This is a genomic window from Ktedonobacter sp. SOSP1-52, assembly GCF_016587395.1.
In genome coordinates, this window is record NZ_BNJH01000001.1 from 2,862,958 (window position 1) to 2,881,427 (window position 18,470).

Genomic DNA, 18,470 nt, shown 5'->3' on the forward strand with positions numbered 1-18,470 from the left:
CACTAAGTTTGCACTTTTCCAAATGGGTAAAAGATTGAAAGCATGGAGGACTCATGATACAAAAGAAACAAGCAAAAAACGCCTTTTGTCAGGAGTCAGCCATGCCACACCCTATTGTATGTCTGGACGCGCGTTTTCGCCAGTATCTAGAACACTGGCAGACCTTGTTTTCGCGCCCACAATTTCAGCACTTCGTTACCGTGCTGCTTGCGTTGATCGTTGGTTCCCAAGGGTTCACGCTCTTGCACTTCAAGCGGGCGGTGGCTGGGAGCAAAAGCCTGGCAAGTCTGAGCCGTTTTCTTGCCCAAGCTCCGTGGAACCAAACACGCATACATGCCCTGGCCTGGTCTCGCTTTGTGGCTCAGATGCAGCCTGCGGTACACGAGGATCTCTCACGCCAGCGCACGTTGCAACCTGTTGGACGAGGTCGCCCTCGCAAGCTCTTCGTGATAGGCTACTTGATTGGCGACGACTCGACGATTGGCAAACCGAAAGGCGTGAAGATGCAAGGCCTGGGGCGGCATCACGACAGCAAGCAGAACCAGCGGGTCAAGGGCCATTCCCTGGTACAAGGCCTCTATGTCTTGCTTGGACAGCATTTTCCGCTTGAGCCCCGACTCTACCGTCAGCAGGCGACCTGTGTGCAAGAAGGGGTCCCTTTCCAGAGCAAGATTGCCCTCATGATTGAGATCATCAAGCAGTTTGAGCCGCCGCAGGACACGCTCACCCATGTGTTGCTCGACAGTTGGTACAGCGCCAAAGCCATCTGGAAAGCGGCACGAGATCGTGGCTTTTTGATCACCACGGCCTTGCGCAGCAATCGCTCGGTGCGCATCCCAGATGCGGCCTCGCCACAAGGCTGGAGTTGGCAACGACTTTGCGTCTATGCCGAAAGCCTACCGGATGCGGCCTTTGTGCCCTGTGCCTGGCCGCGCAACCCCGAACATCGGGTGTGGGTGCATGTACTGAACAGTTCGGTGAAAAGCTTGTATCGCTGTCAACTGATCATCATTCGTCAGCACCTCGATGATCCAGTGAGCCGGGCTCGCTTCTGGGCTTCAAGCGATCTGCAGGCCGATGTGGAGCAGCTGCTCACCCATATCTCTGGTCGCTGGGACATCGAGGTTTTCTTTGAAGACGTCAAAGAACTGCTGGGCATTGATCACTATCAACTGATGAGTGCCCAGGGGCTGCTGCGCTCTTGGAGCTTGTGCTGGATCGCCTTCTCCTTTCTGGAGGAGCATCGCGGCTGGTTGCAGACCCAGCGGCAACGGCATGTAACGCTGGGGGAAGCCAAACGGGATCTCCAGCACATTCATCACCGCTTGCTTGTGGCATGGATCACTGATCACGCGCTTCAAGGCACTACAAGCGAGCACATTGCTGATCTCTTGGCCGCTTAAGCGGCTTGTTTGGAAATGTGCAAACTTAGTGAATATTTTTCTTTTGAAGCCTTTGGGATCGCGTCTCATTGTGAGCACTTCCTCCTCATATTTTACGGAATCATCTTCGTTCGACAGAGAGAATATTTTGTAGACGTACCACCCAGGTCGGACAATCACTCCATCCGTTCCCATACAAATCCTCCCGTTGCACACGGATCGAGTCCCATCCTATTTGTTAAGTACCCGATGTGAGCGTCACGCACAAGGACCTTCCAGTCGGCACGGGGAACATCCTGAATATGGAGCTTGCCATCAGCAGTCTTGGTGGTGCGGGTGCGCCCATAGACGTAGGCTCCTGCATAGGCTGGATGATGGAGGAGGCGTAGCACATCATGGTGCTCAATCTCTGCCCAGACGAGTTCTCCGCGTGGGTTGTGTTGCAAAAACGCTCAAAAGACCATCATGAGTGAGGATGCTCCCTTTTCTTGATGGCTTAGGCCGCCACCCCAAACAGACGAGCGATAAAGGTGACTTGATTCTTCACTCCTCCCCCAATGTTGCCAATTGGGGGGTATTGTCAACTTAGCCAAAATTGTAGAGCTTACATGTGAAAAATAGCCCCAAAGTGGGGAGAGTTCCCTATCTCTGACCTGGTATTCAGGAGAATCTTGGCGAAAATAGCGCCGGAGTGGTGAAAGCTCATCAACAAAAATTTTTAAGTTGACAATACCCACCTTTCTCCTTCTCCCTTCATCTTCTCAGGACAGAGAACAAACGGAGAGGTGTCACATCTGCCCGTGCTCTCTTGTCTCTTATACGAGCCTCTGAGAGAGGCATTCAAAGGATAAAGAAATACGTGAAATATGCTAAGAATAAAGCACCAGCTTTATTTCAGGAAAGACACTAAAGGAGAAGAATGATGCAAGCACGAATGAGCAACCCCGCAACGCTCCTTCCTGGTGCCCTGCAGGGTATCTAAGCGCTGTTCAAGATGACACAACAGGGCAGCGTGCCGCAGACGGTGCTCGACCTGGTCCACCTGCGCGAGTCAGATCAATGGCTGTAGGATCTCGCGTAGACTACGGCGCACGCAACGCGAAGAAAGCGGGCGAAACAGACGAGCGCCTCTTCGCCGTGGCAGCCTGGCGGGAAGCACCCGGTATTGTCAAGTTACTGTTTGAAGTAGCGAGAAGTAGCGAGAAAACGCTTGCTGAGAGAACAAGAGGAGGTGGGAACTGGAGAAAAGGCCCATTATGCAGCTGATTTTTCGGTGGTAACCTCATTCCAGATCTCAAATCGTTCCTGTAGAAGCGCACGATACTCTGAGGCGTTGAGATGATGCCTTCGGGGTCGGAAATGATCGGAAATGGGGCCAAAGGCCGAGAGGAAGCGCTGAGCGTGACCAGGAGATGTGAAACGTCGCATGGTTCGTTCACGTTGTCTGGTGGGCTGATGCGAATTCTCAGCTCGATTGTTCAGGCCTTTGTGGTGTCGATGCTCGACGCTGGGCAGGATTTCCTTCTGAGCTGCAGCATAGCTGGGCAGCTTGTCAGTGATGATGACGCGAGGCGCGTACTTGAGTCCCTTTAAGAGCTTGCGAAAGAACTTCTTGGCCGCGTGTTTGTTGCGTCGACTCTGTAGCAGAATATCGAGCACGTTGCCATGTTGATCAACCGCACGCCACAGATACTGTCTTTTGCCCTTGATCGTCAAAAACACCTCATCCAGATGCCACGTGTCTCCCGGCTTTGCGCGGCGATGCCTCAGCTCATTGGCATCCATTTGGCCAACGTTGAGGCACCACTGACGGACGGTTTCGAAGGTGAGCACCACTCCACGCTCGGCCATGAGTTCTTCGACATCACGGAAACTGAGCGAAAAACGGAAGTACAACCACACGCAATGACTGATAATCACGGGCGCAAAGCGATACCCTTTGTAGGGTGAAGATGAGACGCTCTTTTTCATGAGGGTATTCTATCATGCTCTTCAGCTTTTGTGGGTAGCTTCATCAACTTGACAATACCCGCGTGTGTGCGCCGAGAGGGAGGAAAGCGCATGATGTGGGGCCTCTTGATCAATGGCATTCATCTGTTCTTGCGCGAGATGCTGGACCCGGACCAGAAGCTCGATATCTCGAAGATCCTGTGCTCGATGGAAGGCCGCAGCCAGCGCATGATAGGCTGTCTCATACCATTGTCCTTCAAAGGTGCGACGATTGATTAAGAGCAGTTGCTCAAAGATCAGATCGCTTTCATCTGTATACGTCATTGGTTGCTTGCTCCCCCATGCTCTGCAATTACCCACGGGATACGCAACGAGCTTGCAGCAAACGAGCAATGAAGGAATGGAAGAGATTGTTGAAAGCAGACAGGGACTCTCGGCCCTCATGACAAGCTCAGAGGAGCAATGACACCTCGCTCAAATCGCCTGTTTGTTCGCCAGTTCCTCCTGTATTACTTGATAGCGAGAAAGGTGGGGACGCCTGCCACGGAAACACGCCGTTGCGGTGGTCCCCACTAGGCATTACAGGCGAGCCGGTCGGACCACCTCCAGCGGTAATGCGAACGCACTTCACGAGGGGGACGTGGTGGTGGGAAAACCTTCTCAGGACACTCAACAAGCGCGATGATCTCGGTGTGTTGACGACGCCAATGGGTCGTCCAGGTGCGGCGAAGCGCTCGACCTGCTACATCCACCCATCGTATTGGTCCGAGAAGGACAGGCGTTTGCTCACACTCAGCCAAGGCAGGTGGGGGCAAGAGGCGACGGACAGCGCTGACCCGTCGAGCACGATTGCCTTTGGCACCTTTCGCCAGGCATTGTTCTCGCAGAGAACAGCGCTGACAGCCGGTCTGATAAGCGAGATAGACGGCACGCTGAGTGAACGCATTTTCTTGGCGCACTTCGCTCAACCACAAGCTTGCTCCCGCTGGACAGCGAAGCTTGCCATCCTCTTGTAACGTAAAGGCATCAGCCCCGAAGCGTCCAGTGGCTCGTCCGAATGCTGCGGCCCACTCCCACGGCCCATACTCCTCAACTGGTTCTTCAATGGTGAGAAGCACAGGAGGTGTCTTTTTCGGAGATGCCCACTCGATCTCGCGTAGCTCAGCTTTTTGCATAGCCTGTCCAAGTAAGAGCCGGAGGTTCCATACCCATTGACACGCAATCTGCCAGAGTTCTTGTCCACACTCGGTGTACGAACACCAGCGGTCGGGATCTTCTTCGACATCTTCATCCGCAAGTACCGCTTCAAAGGCTCCCCGCCCATGATAGAGATCGAGCACATCGCGCGACGAGGAATCCATCGATGGGCAGGGTTGTGATGAAGACCTCATACACCCACTCACCGATGCACTTGCCCACCGACACCCTCTTGCCTGGTGCGGGGGCACGATGCCGAGCCACAATGATGCGGGTTTGAGGTACCCCCTCATCCAATGACAACCAGCCTCCATCAAACAACTCGACCTCCTCATCACTGTTCACTCTGGTCACCCTCGCGGTTGGTAGGTGAGCGAGCACGCGCTGGATCTGAGGGTGCTCCAGGACGCGATACCCTCTCGCTCGTGTCACCAGATGGACGCCTGCTGCAATCAGTTGTGCAATGGCTACTGTATCCCCATATTGCCCGTCGAGGCGAACAAGAGCTACCTGTGCAGTGAGCGCAAAGAGCTCCAGGTAGGTTGTGATGGCCCGAAGCGCTGAAGCGAGCTCTGCTTGATAGTCACCATTGCCCCGGCCTGCAAAGGTGCCGATCCATTGACGAGTATGCATCTGAAGCGCGACGGTGCGTGTGCGGACGACCTCACCTCGTTTTCGTCCGGTGTAGCCTGGCGCGCAGACCGCATCGAGTCGGCGTCGAGGGGGAGGCAAGCTTGGATCACAGGGCAACGCTCGCTGCCGTGCTGCCTGACGTGCCGCATCGACATCAAAGACGATGTAGCGGCGGCTCTGTCGATCCCAAATACCGCCGATCGTCTCCGAGGTCCACCCTTCAGTGAAGCCGTATTGCTCGAAGAGCTGGCGAAACACTTCCAAGCAGGGACGATCGACACTCGCCAGAAAACGGCTGAGCGTGGCACGATGGGGAAGGTTCGCACGCTCAAACAGGGCCATGAAGGCTGACCCAAAGGGAGTGACTCGCTCAAAGAAAGCCGATAACGTTCGTTCTCCACTCATCGCGTACCCGAACAGGAGCGCGAGAAAATCAATTGGTTCATAGCTGCCGAAGCGTCCGCGCACCAATTGGACTTGATGGGCGAAGGCTTCTAGAATCTCTTTCGTTGTGAGGTGCTGGGGCAGGATGACGACTTCGGCGAACCACGCTGGCACCGAGGGACGATCTACGGGAGAGGTTTGGACCTCTATGCTCGGGTTGGGTATCATACTCAGAGAGACCTCCTTGTGAGAGTATGGTTTGTTTCCCTCTCATTAGATGTCTCTTTTCTTTTTATGCTGCTAGCTTGCTGTCAACTCGTTGCGTATCCCGTGGGATTGACCACATATTTGTAGAAGGTGGCACGACTCTTAAAGCCGGTGAGCCGCATAATCTCCTCGACGGTATTGTTGCGGGCTGCGTAGAGTTGCTTGGCCCGCTCTAACTGACCTGGTCGTAACGCACTAATCGCCTTGGGCCTGCCGCCCTTTCTCCCACGCGCACGAGCAGCCTCCAAGCCCGCCTGGGTCCGCTCCTGGATGATGTCACGCTCAAACTCTGCCAGGGCCGCCATCACATGAAACATGAGCTTACCTGTCGGTGTTGAGGTATCAATGTGTTCTTTGAGGCTGCGCAACTCAATGCCTCGTGCCGCGAACAGGTTGACGATCTCGATTAGCTCTTTGAGGCTACGTCCAAGCCGATCAAGCCTCCACACGACCACCACATCTTTAGGGCGGGCCAGATCGAGCATCCTTTGGAGTTCTGGGCGATCAAAGCGCTTGCCTGTCATGGTATCGACAAAGGTACGCTCGCAGTGCTCCTGTTTCATCGCGCCTTCTTGCAGCGCTGTCGTCTGCGTATCGCGAGAAACACGAATGTATCCCAATTTCATACCGATGACCTCCGCTTTCGTTCTTTTGGCTCTCCAGTAGTGTTCTTAGTATGCAACAACTCATGGTATGCAACAACTCATGATGAGTTGCATGTTGTTGGACGTTGAAATCCAGATGGGATTACAGACACCTTTGTCTTTGCCATAAAGGGGTCCCAACATTTTTACCCCATAGGCATTAAGTTAAGAAAAGATGACAACAAAAAGCTCCTTGAAAGATGATGAAGGTTGATCAAAACATCACACATCAAGCAAGGAGCTATCAGATGACCAGTGTATCACAGCTTGAGCGCATATTGAAGCACGTCTTGGAAGAGCGAGCCAATGCATTGGCAAGAGAAACCGGCTTTGTGAAACGAGAGCGTAAGCTTACAGGAGCCGATTTTGCCCAAATTTTGCTCTTTGGGCATTTGCACACTCCCCAAGCAAGTCTGGATCAGTTGACCCAGGCAGCTCAGCTTCGTCAAGTGCAGATCAGCAGTTCGGGTCTGCATCAGCGTTGCACACAAGAGGCGGCAAGATTTTTGCAAGCGGTGCTTTCGGAATTGGTGGAACAGGTCGTGAGCGTGCAAGCGGCCCCTATTGCTCTCTTCAAGTCGTTCAAGCAGGTGATCGTTGAGGACAGTTCGACCATCATTCTGCCAGCCGCACTCAAAGAGCTGTGGCCTGGATGTGGTGGAGGCAGTCAAGAACACAGTGAACGCAGCCAGGCCGCGCTCAAGCTGCATGTGCGTTGGGATGTCAAACACGGGCAACTCATGGGACCACGCTTGTCAGCAGGGCGAGTGCATGAATTGCATGGGCCCCTGAGCCAGGAGCCAGTTCGCCCTGGCAGCGGATATGTCAGAACTGAGAATGTGAGAGGCGATAAAGTTGTGCTTGATACGGCGATCCCGCTCCTTCTCTGTGTTTAGGCTATTACAACGATAGCCTTCAAGGTATCCAATCTCTGACAGAACAAGCGACGTTGGTCTGCGAGGGAAACGTGTTGTTTCATGGTTGTGCGGAAGCGAAAGAACTGACGCATCTCATCGAAGGCACGACAAAAACGCGCTGCTGAAGAGAAGTTTCCGAAGCCTCGCATAGGAGAGTACCGCTGCTTGATGCCCCGGTGATCTTGCTCCAATCGATTGTTCAGAGAGGGATTACAGCGATGCGTGACCGTGCTACCAAAGGTTTCGCGAATGGCACGAGGATAGGAGTCATGCCCATCACTCGTGACGCGCTCAGGCGCATGGCCAACCATCTCGAGTGCTTGCTGAAAAAAGCGCTTGGCGGCCTCCATATTTCGCTTCTCACTCAGCCGCGAATCAACCAGGTTGCCATCTGCATCAATGGCACGATAGAGGGAACACCACTTTCCCCTGACCTTGACGTACGTTTCATCGACATACCAGGACAACCCTGCTTGTCCGCTTCGCTTGGTCCGCAGATGCTCTGTTATCAGTGGTGCGAACCGTGTTTCCCACTCCCGAACCGCTTCATGCGTAAACTCCCAGCCGCGCTCCAGGAACATTTCTGCCAGATCTCGCAAGCTCAACTTCTAGCGGAGTCACCACAGCACAGCGAGGAGAACGACATCGGTGGGATAGTCCAGAAAGTTGAACGGTGTTCCTGTCCGCTCGTTAAAAGCTTGCTTACAATCTGAGCAGCGAAACGTCTGATATCCGAGCGCGGTTTTCTTGGTCTGTTCCCTCGTGGTAGCTGAAGCACAGTGCGGGCAGTTCATGAACTCCTCCTCATTAGGTGCGACTTTATTAGGTGCGACTTTGCCATCAGCATACCTCATCAACTATTCTCAAGCCAAATCTTCGTCTGAATTCTGACGCTTCCAGTGGTTGAGCATCAACGTCAATTGCCGCTGAGTTGTCTGGGCATCGTAGTCGGCGTGCCCTAACAGCAATTCAAACCCTTGCTCATGTGCGGCTTGCTGAAGAGCACGGGCCAGTCCGCTCAAAAAGGGATCTCCTAGATCACGGAGAATTGCTCCCAGGACACCCGTGCGTTGCGTACGCAGAGCAGTAGCAAAGGAATTGGGCTGATAGCTCAGTCGCTGTGCCGCTTCCATGACACGGGGTGTGGTTGCGTGGCTAATCTTGATACCGCCCTAGCGTCCGTTGAGGACACGGGAAACGGTGCCAACAGAGACGTGCGCGGCCTCAGCAATATCAGCGAGGGCCACAGGAGATCGTGAATCCATAGATGGTCCTTTTCTGATTCTGACATATGAGAGGAGGAAAACCTCTGCATCACACTACTCCACTGCGCTTCTCAGGGGGCGGAAGAAGGCACGTATGTCCTCGACCAGCGCCTGGGGCTGCTCCAATGCGGCAAAGTGACCTCCCGCTTTCATCACGGTCCAGCGTTGGATATTGTAGAGGCGCTCGGCAAGGGAACGCGGTGGAAGCGGGAGGTCATCCCGGAAAACAGCCACCCCCGTAGGAACCTCAGCACGCCCAGCAAATATGTCATCATGCTGGTGAGCGGTCTCGTAGTAGAGACGAGTTGAGGAATTGATCGTCTGCGTGACCCAATAAATCGTGATATTGGTGAGCAGTTCATCTTTCGTGAAGACACTCTCAATCTCCCCGTGACAATCGCTCCAGGCACGAAACTTCTCTACCATCCACCCTGCCAGCCCGACTGGCGAATCGTTCAAGCCATAGGCCAACGTCTGTGGGCGTGTTTCATGCAGGTGAGAGTAGCCGGACTCTCCCCACAGCCATTGCGCTTGCCGTTCCAGCCAGCGTTTTTCCTCTTCGTTGGTTGCTTCTTTGCTGAGCACTCCACGCGCTGGCTCCATATTGAGATGAATGCCAACGATTCGAGAGGCCCAGAAGCGACCGAGTGCTCTCGTGATGTGGAGTCCCCAGTCTCCACCCTGGGTAGCAAAGCGCGGATACCCCAGGTCTTGCATTAAAGAGACAAAGATCCCCGCGATCCGTGCCACAGTGACGCCTCCTTCGTTTGTCGGGCCTGAGAAGCCGTAGCCAGGCAGCGAAGGCACGACGACATCGAAAGCATCACTGGGATCTCCACCAAATCTTTCAGGATCGGTCAAAGGGCCAATGATCTTATACATCTCGAAGAAGGAGCCAGGCCAACCGTGCGAGATGATCAGCGGCATGGGGTGTGCTCCTTTCCCTTTGACATGAAGAAAGTGGAGGTGAATACTATCGATCTGGGTGGTAAACTGAGGGAAGGTGTTGAGCACACGTTCCCAGGTTCGCCAATCATAGCACTGCTGCCAATAGGCTACCAATTGCTGTAAATACGCAAGGTTTGTCCCATAGTCCCAACCGGCATCTGGAAGCGAATCCGGCCAGCGTGTCCTGGCTAAGCGCTGCCTGAGATCCATTAGGACTTCTTCAGCCACGTGAATCTGAAAGGGAACAGGGGCCATACGATGCTTCTCCATTCTGTTCGCGTCCATCAACAAGAAAAGTACTATCATTGGGCAATCGATAGACGTATAACGTTTGCATAAAATTACTATACTGCGTAAGCGACATGCGTCAAGGGTGTAAGACGTTCGATCCTCATGACTCCGGCTGTTTCCACCAGTTGTAGCCGGGCTCTCCCGAAGCCTGTGCTCAAACGCCTCAGACGGTATACTCCTTTCAGGATAGATCTTTTCTTGAAAGGAGCAGATAATGCAACAAGAACACTGGTTGGCAGATCGAGCGATGCTCCAACGGCTGCTGCAAGAGCACCCGGAATGGAGCCGACAGGAGCTCGCCCAGCACCTTGGTCGATCCTTGGGTTGGGTCAAGAAGTGGAAAAAGCGTTTCCGTGAAGCTCCTATCGGAGATACGGAGGTGCTGCTTGGCAAACCCTTCGGACGCAAGACGCCATACCCTCAAACTGATCTCGAGGTGGAAAAGCGGATTCTGGCCATTCGTGATGCTCCTCCGGAGAATCTTCAGCGAACTCCAGGGCCACGAGCCATCCTGTACTATTTGCCTCGTGATCCCCAGCTTCAACAGCGAACGGAGACCCTCCCTCGATCCACACGCACCATTTGGAAGATTTTACGGAAGAACGATCGTATTGTGCCGAAAAAATCTCGCAAACGTCACCCCATCGAGCGTCTCGAACCTCTTGAAGAAGTGCAAATGGACTTCAAAAGCGTTTCGAGTGTTCCAGCCGACCCAGCAGGGAAGCAACAACACGTCGTTGAGGTGTTTCATTTCGTCGATGCAGGCACGTCGATCCTGCTCAATGCTCAGGTCAACGCTGATTTTCACGCACAAACCGTGCTCGAAGCCGTCCTCCGCTTTTTGCAGATCTACGGCTGCCCACAGTACATGAGGTTTGATCGTGATCCTCGCTTTGTCGGCGGACCTACGGGACGCGATTTCCCCTCTCCGCTGATCCGTTTTCTCCTCTGTGTCGGCATCCAGCCCACTGTCTGCCCACCTCATCGCCCCGACAAAAATGCGTTTGTCGAACGTCTCAATCGAACCTCTAACCAGGAATGTCTCCAGGTCTTCCTTCCTCAAACACTTGAGGAAGTGCGTGCAGTCACGGAGACCTTTCTCGTTCATTACAACACGGAGCGCCCTCATCAAGGGCTTTCCTGTGGCAATCAGCCGCCTCGTGTGGCTTTTCCTCACCTGCCGAGCTTACCAGATCTTCCTTCCTCAGTTGATCCCGACGCCTGGCTCGCATCCGTTCATGGAGAGCATTTTGTTCGCAAAGTTCGTCAGAATGGCACCGTGCGTATTGCCGAAGGAAGCTATTATGTGGATCTGGACCGGATCGGGCAGTCTGTCGATCTGTGTATTGACGCCCACCAGCAAGTCTTCATTATCCGGCAAGGTCCTCGGCTTCTCAAGCAGGTTCCCATCAAAGGACTGCACAAAGCCGTTTTGCCGTTCGAGCAATTTGCTGCTCTGATGTGTCAACAAGCCCTCTCCGAGCAGCGCCGTCTCCAACAGGCCCGCCAGGCAAGGACCGTTCCCGTACCCTAAATCGAGCAGGTGGTTTGCCCGGCTTGCGCGGCCTCGCCACCATCACATGGATTGGTGGTTTCCTGTGCATGCCCGTTTTCGTGTTTCACCCCACTGATTGGAGCGAACTTGTCCTGCTTTTCAACTCTCCTGCCTCTGTTTCTTCGCCAGCGATTTCCGTCGCTCATCTCATCTTTCTTGCCGTACTCTCTGCTTTCTTCCCGGCTACGGCTGGCGGAAACAGCCGGAGTCATGAGGATCGAACGTCTTACAGGAGTTGTTCCATGCAGTTGCTTCGAGCGTTCGTGAAAACACCAGTTTAGGAAGGGTATTCATCTTCTCGGCAAAGACTGGGTCATCCTTCACACCCTGAGTAGGCCAATACTGCAAAAACAGTTGATACGTCACTCGTCCAAATAAAATGGTATCGATCTGGCTGAATTGCTCGCTGACGTAATTGCTCATTTCGGCATCAAAATAGGGTTCATTCCAGTCAATTTCTCCCTGTGGCCCAACCATAAAACCATCAAGGGTGACGAATGGTGCTGCAATGACTTTTCTCATCAGTTTCCTCCTCGTGTATTTTTGCGCTCTGGCATATTGTGTTCTCAAGCAGGAATACGAGATTCTCTACGAAATCTTCCTTCTTTTTATTCCAACACCTCCTGAAGAACCCGTGAACTTGGATGAAACGAGATCATCTGGAGCGGTTCTGTCCCTGTATTGGTAAACTTATGGGGGGTGTTGGCTGGTGCAACGACAACATTGCCAGCTGCAACTTCTAGCATCGTCTCTCCAATGGTGAAGATTGCCCGACCCTCCTGTAAAACAAAAATCTCTTGATATGGATGCCTATGCAACGTGGAACCTCGACCAGGATGCGTAAACACCCAGAAAAATGATCCTGCGACTCCACCATACTCCTCTCCCTGAAATCGAAATGCCGTTTCATTGATCCGCAAATCTTCTTTTGGAATGATATAATGCACGAGATTATTCCTTCCTTATACAGGACAACATTTGATCTTTTCAAGCAAAAGTATATTATGAGAATGATTCAATTCAAAGAGCCAATTTTCGCGTAAATGATGATGCCATTAAAAAGCAGATAGATAGAAAATGTCGGTACTGGACTGCACCACGTTGACCGGACAGTGAACGAAGTCAACTTCTCCACAATGTTGTAGACTACCTAAGTTTCGCCCAAATTAATGGCAATGTGTGCGGGAGCGAGTAGCTCCCACAAAGGACAGAGAAGCAAATGAGCGCGGCGAGCGTGCTGATTGAGCACAATCTCCATCACTTGAGAAAGGGGATCAAAGCGGAGCAAGCCACTGATATAAAAGACATCGCGCACCATACGCAAAATGCCACAATGAGCTCCTTCTGGAAGAGCCAACCAGCGATGTGCCCAGACCACCACATTGTGTGCCAGTGAGCCAACTAGCGCCAGCATGTGTTGTGCCTCGAAACGCTTTTTGTTGCGTTTGGTCAGCCCCAATCCTTGTTTGTCCCCTTTGAAAGCAGTCTCGATCCCCCCACCACGCTGGTCATAGAAGGTCACGTAGGCCAACAAGACCGCGACAGGATCAGCCGCTTGGATCTTTGCCATCCCAACAGCGTGAGTACGTGCTCGACCTCCAACGAGCACATTAGCACGCCATAAGCGAAGGTGCCGTTCATCCTGCGGCAGCGCACCACCATACGCTGGACCGGACGGACATAGCCCGTGGCAGGCTCGCTCACCCAACCAAAGGAGCGCTCCGGCCAGTTTGGATCCTCAATCCACTCTTCCACTGTCTTGGCCAAGCGGGCGATGCGTTGGCCCGAATATTCTTTGGCCATGATCTCATAGCCCCGAGAAAGCAGCCAATTGAGGTCATCCTCGGTTCCAGCGCCAGCGTCCACGCGGATTGTGGTACGCCGACGTTTGGCTTCGTCCAATTGCAAGGTCGCTTCAGCCACTTCCACCAAGGGCTGCAACGCTTTGTTCAACTGAATGTTCCCTGCAAAAAGCTGATCGACGACAACTTCTTCATAGGAGGTAGCCAGCACACGGCCCAACTGCCGCCCTCGACAGTGATAGAGCCCGGCAAAATAGCCACAGGTGGCAAAAGCCGCTTTCGGTCCACAGGGCATGCCAGTCAGGTCCACATCTAACAGTTGCCACCTTGCTTGATAATTATGGCGAAAGCCCTGACTGTGGGATCGATAGATCTCATTGAGCGCTTGGCGCAGTTGTCCCACATTTTCAGCGGTGCAGGCATCCAAGGTTTCTTGCACCACCGATTGCTCGGCACAGGCAGATCGACCAAAGGCCCTTTGCAGGCCAATGTCTGTTCGCAAGCGGGTATTGATTTCCACCAGCCCATGAGCGCCGGCCAGCAGACTGATCAACGCATCCATAAGCTTGTCGATGGGCGTGTACTTGACCGTTTTCTGCTTGATCTGCACCTGGGTGCGGATCGGGCCGAAGAGATCCAGTTGCTTCAATTTCGCTCCAATGGCGGCCAACGTAGCGCACGCGCTAAAATGATTCGTCGTGGGTGTGATAGACTCGTTCATGGTGATGCTCCTTCTCATGCAAGCTAATAGGCTTCTTTCATGAGATCAGAAACATCACTTTTCTTCTCTCTCTGGCAAGCTCGTCTGTTGTCAGACGACTTCGTTGTTATTTTGGGCGAAACTTAGGTAGACTAAACTGACGACAAGGAGAAGAAAGATGCAGAAACGAGTTCTGTTATTGACCCGGTTTTGTGGTTCTCCGTCATCTTCCGTGCTAGACCTGTGCATAGAAAAAGTGGTTTTGACCATCCACCACATTGCTCACAAAAGGACTGTTGGAGAATGAGAGATATGCTTCTCGTCGCTGCTGGGCGCTATTGTTTTCTCATCGTACACCTCCTGACCAAGATCAGAATATACCCCACGTGGGGCAGAGAGATCGAGAGGCCCTGATCTGCACTCGGCAACATGGGTTCACTTTCCCCAACGATCTCCCTTTGCCCTCAGTGGTCAGTCTCACGAGACAATGGGAAAGAGAAACTGCCTAAGTACTGCATTGAACTCGCTAGGGCGTTCCATATTAGGCATATGCCCAACGCCTTCAAGAATGACGAGCTGTGATCCTGCAATCCCTCGATGCATCACTTCGGCGTCCTGGATGGGCGTAAAGGCATCTTCGCTCCCGACAATCACTAAGGTTGGAACCGCAATCTCGCGCAGCAGTGATGTATAGTCACGACGTTCAGCCCTTCCTCGCAGTGCTGCGGCTGCCCCTTCAGGAGGAGTATGCACAATCATGTCACGAACGCGGCTCGTCACATCCGGCTGTGTTGCGATGGTCTCTTTGGCCAATAATTTGGGCAGCACCTCTTCAGCAAGATCTTGCATGCCAGATTCGAGGATGCGCCTGGCTGTCGCATAGCGTGTGGCTCGAATCTCCTCCGTATCGACCTGCGGTTGGGTGTCTGCCAGCACCAAGGCATGAACTCGTTGGGGAAACTGGCGATAAAACTCAAAGACAATTTGTCCGCCCATCGAGAGACCTCCCAGGATGATCTGATCGATCCCCAGGGCGTCGAGGAGCGCGGCCAGATCACTGGCAAAGTCCTCCATGGTGGTCTTCCCTGGCACCACCGTGGTTTCTCCATAGCCGCGCAGATCCGGCGTAATCACCCGGCAGATTGGCGAGAGCGTTTCTCGTTGATCCCGCCACATTGACCGGTTAAAGGGATGCCCATGGAGAAGTACAAAGGGGATACCACTCCCATACTCGTCGTATCCAATCGAGATTCCGCGCACCGATTTCAAGCTCATAGCAATGGTCCTTTCTGGTTCCTTGTGATGATTTGATCCCGGTGGCGAGCGCGACCGGTGGCAATAGTGATCTGAGCAGCATTTTGATAGAGGAGGCTGACCGCACTGTAGTCTTTCTGGCCATACCCAAGCCCGTGCGCTTGCGTGAAGAGCTGAGCTGAGAGACTCGTGGCAAACGCCGGGACGTCTAGTGCACGCGCCGTGGAAAGCGCGATCTGGAGGTCTTTGAGCATGAGATCAAGCGCGAAGCCGCCTTCGTACTGGTCTTGCAGGATCGTCTGGGGAAGCCACTTCTCCAGGAGATAATTGCTCCCACTTGAGGTCGCAATGGCTTCACGCACCTTCTCCACATCAGCTCCCATCTTCGTTGCCAGGGTCAATACTTCCGCGAGAACTGGCATTAACGTACCAATGATCATATTGTTGGCGACTTTGGCAATTGCTCCATGTCCGAGCGGACCCAGATGGATAATATGGCTTCCCAGAACACGCAAGGTCTCCCAATGGGGTGCCAACACGTCTGCTTCGCCACCAACCATGATGGTCAGATCTCCCGTTGCTGCCCGTGCTGGTCCCCCACTCACGGGAGCATCGAGCACGCGGATACCCAGGTCCTGGAGCCGCTCCCCAATGGATTGCACAGCCGTTGGCGCAATAGTACTCATCACGACAACCGTCAAGGCGTGCTCACGTGTGCTGCGCACTGCCAGTCCCTGCTCGCCGAAGCAGACGTCCTCGACCTGCGGGGCATCTGGCACCAGAATCAGGACGATATCCGAATGTGCCGCGACCTCCGCAGGATTGGATACGCTGTGGGCCCCTTGCCGTTTGAGCTGTTCAATCGGAGCGTAATTGCGATGCGGACAGATCGTGACGGAATAGCCTTCGTGCAAGAGATGGGTTGCTAGGGGGTGGCCAATCGCGCCGACCCCGATGATCCCAACTCGCTGCTTCATACAACATTCTCCTCTCTCAAGAGACAAGCGAGTGCAAGACACCAGCGGTAGAGCAGGTCCACTCCATCCACTTTTGCCTTGTACTCTTCCTTAAGAAAGAGTATAGTATGGATGGATCTCACGGAACAGATCCACTTAGGCAAAAAGTGGTTGGAAATGGACCTGACAACGTTGATGAAAATCCTGGGAGCCTGGTCACAAGCTCCTGGTCCCCTCTATCGTCTCTTGGCCCAGACCTTCCGGCTCGCCATTCTTGAAGGCGATCTTCCCCCAGGGACGCGCCTTCCTGCGGAACGAATGCTGGCCGAGGCTCTGGCCGTCAGTCGCAATACGGTGGTTGCCGCCTACGATGTCTTGCAGCAAGAAGATCTGATTACCCGTCAACATGGCAGTGGAACCTGGGTGCAGGCGCAGCCCCTAGAGAAAACTGAGGCCCATCGTTCCATGTCTAATGGATCGCTGGCGCGCAGTCCGTTGTTTGACATGCTCCTGAGCGAGCCGCACGACGTGATCGATCTCTCTACGGGAGTGCCAGCAGCCTTGGATGGCCTTTCTCTGGAAGCGTTCACCCTCTCCGAACACACGCTTGCCTCCCTGTTAACGACACCTGGGTATGCTCCGCTGGGTCTTCCAGAACTGCGTCAGGCGATTGCGCGGTATTTTGAGCAGGCGGGACTGCCAACTCATGCAGAACAAATCTTAGTGACTTCTGGCGCTCAGCAGGCACTCTCCTTGGCCGCCACCCTCTATGTCCAACGGGGAGATACCGTCCTGGTGGAAAATCCCACCTTCTTTGGCGCGCTCGACACCTTTCGCTCGCTCGGGGCACGGCTCATTCCTCTTCCCGTGGATCAAGAAGGGGTGCGTGTCGATGTTCTTGAGCGAGCAGTAGGAACGTGTTTGCCTCGTCTGCTCTACCTGACCCCCACCTATCACAATCCCACGGGAACGCTGCTATCACCCGCACGTCGCCGTGTAATAGCGTCCCTGGCCAAGGAATTCGCGTTTCCAGTCATCGAAGACAATGCCTTTGCTGATCTCACCCTCACGGGTTCGGCCCCTTTGCCCTTGGCAAGCTTTGCGCCTGGAGAGATGGTGTTGACGCTCGGATCGATGAACAAACTCTTCTGGCAAGGTTTGCGGGTGGGGTGGATTCGTGCGCCAGAGGCGCTGATTACACGGCTTGGGCGCCTGAAAGTCATCGCTGATCTGGGAACAGGGAGCCTGACGCAAGCCGTCGCATTGCAGTTGCTTCAACACGTCGAGGAAGTGAAAGCGAGACGTCATCAGCAATTGCAGGTTCAACTCGCACACGTTACAACTCTCCTCCAAGAATACTTGCCGAGCTGGACATGGACCTCTCCTGCCGGAGGGTTCTTTTTATGGGTCCGTCTGCCCTTTGGCGATGCAAGCGAATTTGCGCAACTCGCCCTGCGCTTTGCCGTCGTGGTGACACCAGGGGCAGTGATGTCTGTGGATGAGTCACACCAGCAGTATCTTCGGCTGCCCTTTTTGTTGACTCCTGATGTTCTGGAAAAAGGCATCCAACGCCTGGCCCAGGTATGGAACGTCTATGGACAACTTGCCAGCGAAAAACATGGTTCTCTCAATGAGATCGTCTGACCGAGAAGACAGGGTTCTGTCAGAACTGAGAACGGAGACGCTCATCAAGGAACGGTGAATGCTGAGATATTACTGTCTCTTGCGAGGAGACTGCCTGTATCGCTTCCTTCAAAGCTGCAAGTCGATCAAGGAAAGCACGGCGCTGCTCTGAGCGTGTGATTGGTTCGCCCATGATGGAGCGAGGACAGAGATAGTTCCGCAATTCGCCAAAAGCACAACAGAAACGGGCTGCTGAGTCGAAGCTTCCAAAGCCACACATGGGATACTACCGTTGTTTGATCCCTCGATGGTCTTGTTCCAGGAGATTATTGAGATATTTCTTGGTCCGATGCTGCACCTGATCGCCCAGTGTTTCACGCACTGCTCGTGGATAGGAGGTATGACCGTCCGTCGTCACCCGTTCCGGCATATGGCCAACCACGGCGAGAGCTTGCTTGAAAAACTGTTGGGCTGCCTCCATACCCCGTTTCTTGCTCAGGCGCGAATCAACAAGGTTGCCATCTGTGTCAATGGCGCGATAGAGAGAACACCATTTCCCCCTCACTTTGACAGAGGTGCGCATCCACGTACCACGACTGCCCTGCTTGTCTGTGTCGTTTGGCCCGTAATTGCTGAGAAAATATGTTGTTTGACAGCAAGAGAAAGCTCTTCCGAAGAAGGATACCATCACAAAGCAGGCTT

Annotated in this window: 20 protein-coding genes and 2 pseudogenes; 4 read left to right on the top strand and 18 right to left on the bottom strand. The window is 53.7% G+C overall.

Translation table 11 applies throughout. The annotated features are described in order from the left end of the window. Positions 1-101 precede the first annotated feature (101 nt). Complete coding sequence (locus tag JMJ16_RS13730; RefSeq protein WP_201382060.1) at positions 102-1,403, top strand: transposase; 1,302 nt, start codon at positions 102-104, stop codon at positions 1,401-1,403. Between the two features lie 155 nt (positions 1,404-1,558). Here the strand turns inward: JMJ16_RS13730 and JMJ16_RS13735 are convergent, their stop codons facing one another. From JMJ16_RS13735 to JMJ16_RS13760, 6 genes are all read right to left on the bottom strand, one after another. Beyond that, positions 1,559-1,828 (bottom strand): recombinase family protein, encoded by a 270-nt coding sequence (locus JMJ16_RS13735; RefSeq protein WP_201382062.1) that lies wholly within the window; start codon positions 1,826-1,828, stop codon positions 1,559-1,561. A gap of 808 nt (positions 1,829-2,636) precedes the next feature. Then, positions 2,637-3,353 (bottom strand): IS6 family transposase, encoded by a 717-nt coding sequence (locus JMJ16_RS13740; protein WP_201382064.1) that lies wholly within the window; start codon positions 3,351-3,353, stop codon positions 2,637-2,639. Between the two features lie 21 nt (positions 3,354-3,374). Continuing rightward, on the bottom strand, positions 3,375-3,656 hold the full coding sequence (locus tag JMJ16_RS13745; RefSeq protein WP_201382066.1) for a hypothetical protein: 282 nt from the start codon (positions 3,654-3,656) through the stop codon (positions 3,375-3,377). A 248-nt stretch (positions 3,657-3,904) separates the two neighbouring features. After that, on the bottom strand, positions 3,905-4,723 hold the full coding sequence (locus JMJ16_RS13750) for a hypothetical protein (RefSeq protein ID WP_236601469.1): 819 nt from the start codon (positions 4,721-4,723) through the stop codon (positions 3,905-3,907). Next, complete coding sequence (locus JMJ16_RS13755) at positions 4,638-5,774, bottom strand: hypothetical protein (RefSeq protein WP_236601470.1); 1,137 nt, start codon at positions 5,772-5,774, stop codon at positions 4,638-4,640. Before JMJ16_RS13755 ends, JMJ16_RS13750 begins: the two co-directional genes overlap by 86 nt. Positions 5,775-5,857: 83 nt before the next feature. After that, positions 5,858-6,439: a recombinase family protein gene (locus JMJ16_RS13760; protein ID WP_201382070.1), complete on the bottom strand. Its 582-nt coding sequence runs from the start codon at positions 6,437-6,439 to the stop codon at positions 5,858-5,860. Positions 6,440-6,705: 266 nt separating this feature from the next. On the opposite strand from JMJ16_RS13760, the gene JMJ16_RS13765 reads away from it, so the two are divergent. Next, positions 6,706-7,353, top strand: a complete 648-nt coding sequence (locus tag JMJ16_RS13765; protein ID WP_201382072.1) for a hypothetical protein — start codon at positions 6,706-6,708, stop codon at positions 7,351-7,353. Here the strand turns inward: JMJ16_RS13765 and JMJ16_RS13770 are convergent. From JMJ16_RS13770 to JMJ16_RS13785, 4 genes and pseudogenes are all read right to left on the bottom strand, one after another. Next, positions 7,350-8,168 (bottom strand): annotated as a pseudogene (locus JMJ16_RS13770) (IS6 family transposase). The gene JMJ16_RS13765 and the pseudogene JMJ16_RS13770 overlap by 4 nt on opposite strands. A gap of 69 nt (positions 8,169-8,237) precedes the next feature. Next, complete coding sequence (locus tag JMJ16_RS13775) at positions 8,238-8,507, bottom strand: LacI family DNA-binding transcriptional regulator (RefSeq protein ID WP_201382074.1); 270 nt, start codon at positions 8,505-8,507, stop codon at positions 8,238-8,240. 39 nt (positions 8,508-8,546) lie between these two features. Continuing rightward, positions 8,547-8,639, bottom strand: a complete 93-nt coding sequence (locus tag JMJ16_RS13780; RefSeq protein WP_201382076.1) for a LacI family DNA-binding transcriptional regulator — start codon at positions 8,637-8,639, stop codon at positions 8,547-8,549. Between the two features lie 54 nt (positions 8,640-8,693). Continuing rightward, a complete protein-coding gene (locus JMJ16_RS13785) occupies positions 8,694-9,842 on the bottom strand; it encodes an epoxide hydrolase family protein (protein ID WP_201382078.1) in 1,149 nt (382 codons plus the stop codon). Positions 9,843-10,092: 250 nt separating this feature from the next. Here JMJ16_RS13785 and JMJ16_RS13790 point away from each other — a divergent pair, with 250 nt between their 5' ends. Next, positions 10,093-11,412: an integrase core domain-containing protein gene (locus JMJ16_RS13790; RefSeq protein ID WP_201382080.1), complete on the top strand. Its 1,320-nt coding sequence runs from the start codon at positions 10,093-10,095 to the stop codon at positions 11,410-11,412. On the opposite strand, the gene JMJ16_RS54220 is transcribed toward JMJ16_RS13790, so the two are convergent. From JMJ16_RS54220 to JMJ16_RS13815, 7 genes are all read right to left on the bottom strand, one after another. Then, positions 11,409-11,579, bottom strand: a complete 171-nt coding sequence (locus JMJ16_RS54220) for a hypothetical protein (protein WP_236601471.1) — start codon at positions 11,577-11,579, stop codon at positions 11,409-11,411. The genes JMJ16_RS13790 and JMJ16_RS54220 overlap by 4 nt on opposite strands. Positions 11,580-11,616: 37 nt before the next feature. Then, a complete protein-coding gene (locus JMJ16_RS13795) occupies positions 11,617-11,955 on the bottom strand; it encodes a dihydrofolate reductase family protein (protein ID WP_201382082.1) in 339 nt (112 codons plus the stop codon). 86 nt (positions 11,956-12,041) lie between these two features. Continuing rightward, positions 12,042-12,380 (bottom strand): cupin domain-containing protein, encoded by a 339-nt coding sequence (locus JMJ16_RS13800; protein ID WP_201382084.1) that lies wholly within the window; start codon positions 12,378-12,380, stop codon positions 12,042-12,044. Between the two features lie 203 nt (positions 12,381-12,583). Beyond that, on the bottom strand, positions 12,584-13,003 hold the full coding sequence (locus JMJ16_RS54225; protein WP_236601472.1) for a hypothetical protein: 420 nt from the start codon (positions 13,001-13,003) through the stop codon (positions 12,584-12,586). Further along, entirely contained in the window at positions 12,952-13,956 is a 1,005-nt protein-coding gene (locus tag JMJ16_RS13805) for a transposase (RefSeq protein WP_236601473.1), read from the bottom strand. Before JMJ16_RS13805 ends, JMJ16_RS54225 begins: the two co-directional genes overlap by 52 nt. A 456-nt stretch (positions 13,957-14,412) precedes the next feature. Beyond that, on the bottom strand, positions 14,413-15,210 hold the full coding sequence (locus JMJ16_RS13810; protein ID WP_201382086.1) for an alpha/beta fold hydrolase: 798 nt from the start codon (positions 15,208-15,210) through the stop codon (positions 14,413-14,415). Beyond that, positions 15,207-16,166, bottom strand: a complete 960-nt coding sequence (locus JMJ16_RS13815) for an NAD(P)-dependent oxidoreductase (protein ID WP_201382088.1) — start codon at positions 16,164-16,166, stop codon at positions 15,207-15,209. The genes JMJ16_RS13810 and JMJ16_RS13815 overlap by 4 nt, the downstream gene beginning before the upstream one ends. Positions 16,167-16,277: 111 nt before the next feature. Here JMJ16_RS13815 and JMJ16_RS13820 point away from each other — a divergent pair, with 111 nt between their 5' ends. Further along, on the top strand, positions 16,278-17,789 hold the full coding sequence (locus JMJ16_RS13820) for a PLP-dependent aminotransferase family protein (RefSeq protein ID WP_201382090.1): 1,512 nt from the start codon (positions 16,278-16,280) through the stop codon (positions 17,787-17,789). A gap of 19 nt (positions 17,790-17,808) precedes the next feature. Here the strand turns inward: JMJ16_RS13820 and JMJ16_RS13825 are convergent. Next, positions 17,809-18,412: pseudogene (locus JMJ16_RS13825) on the bottom strand (IS6 family transposase); the annotation flags it as partial. Positions 18,413-18,470 lie beyond the last annotated feature (58 nt).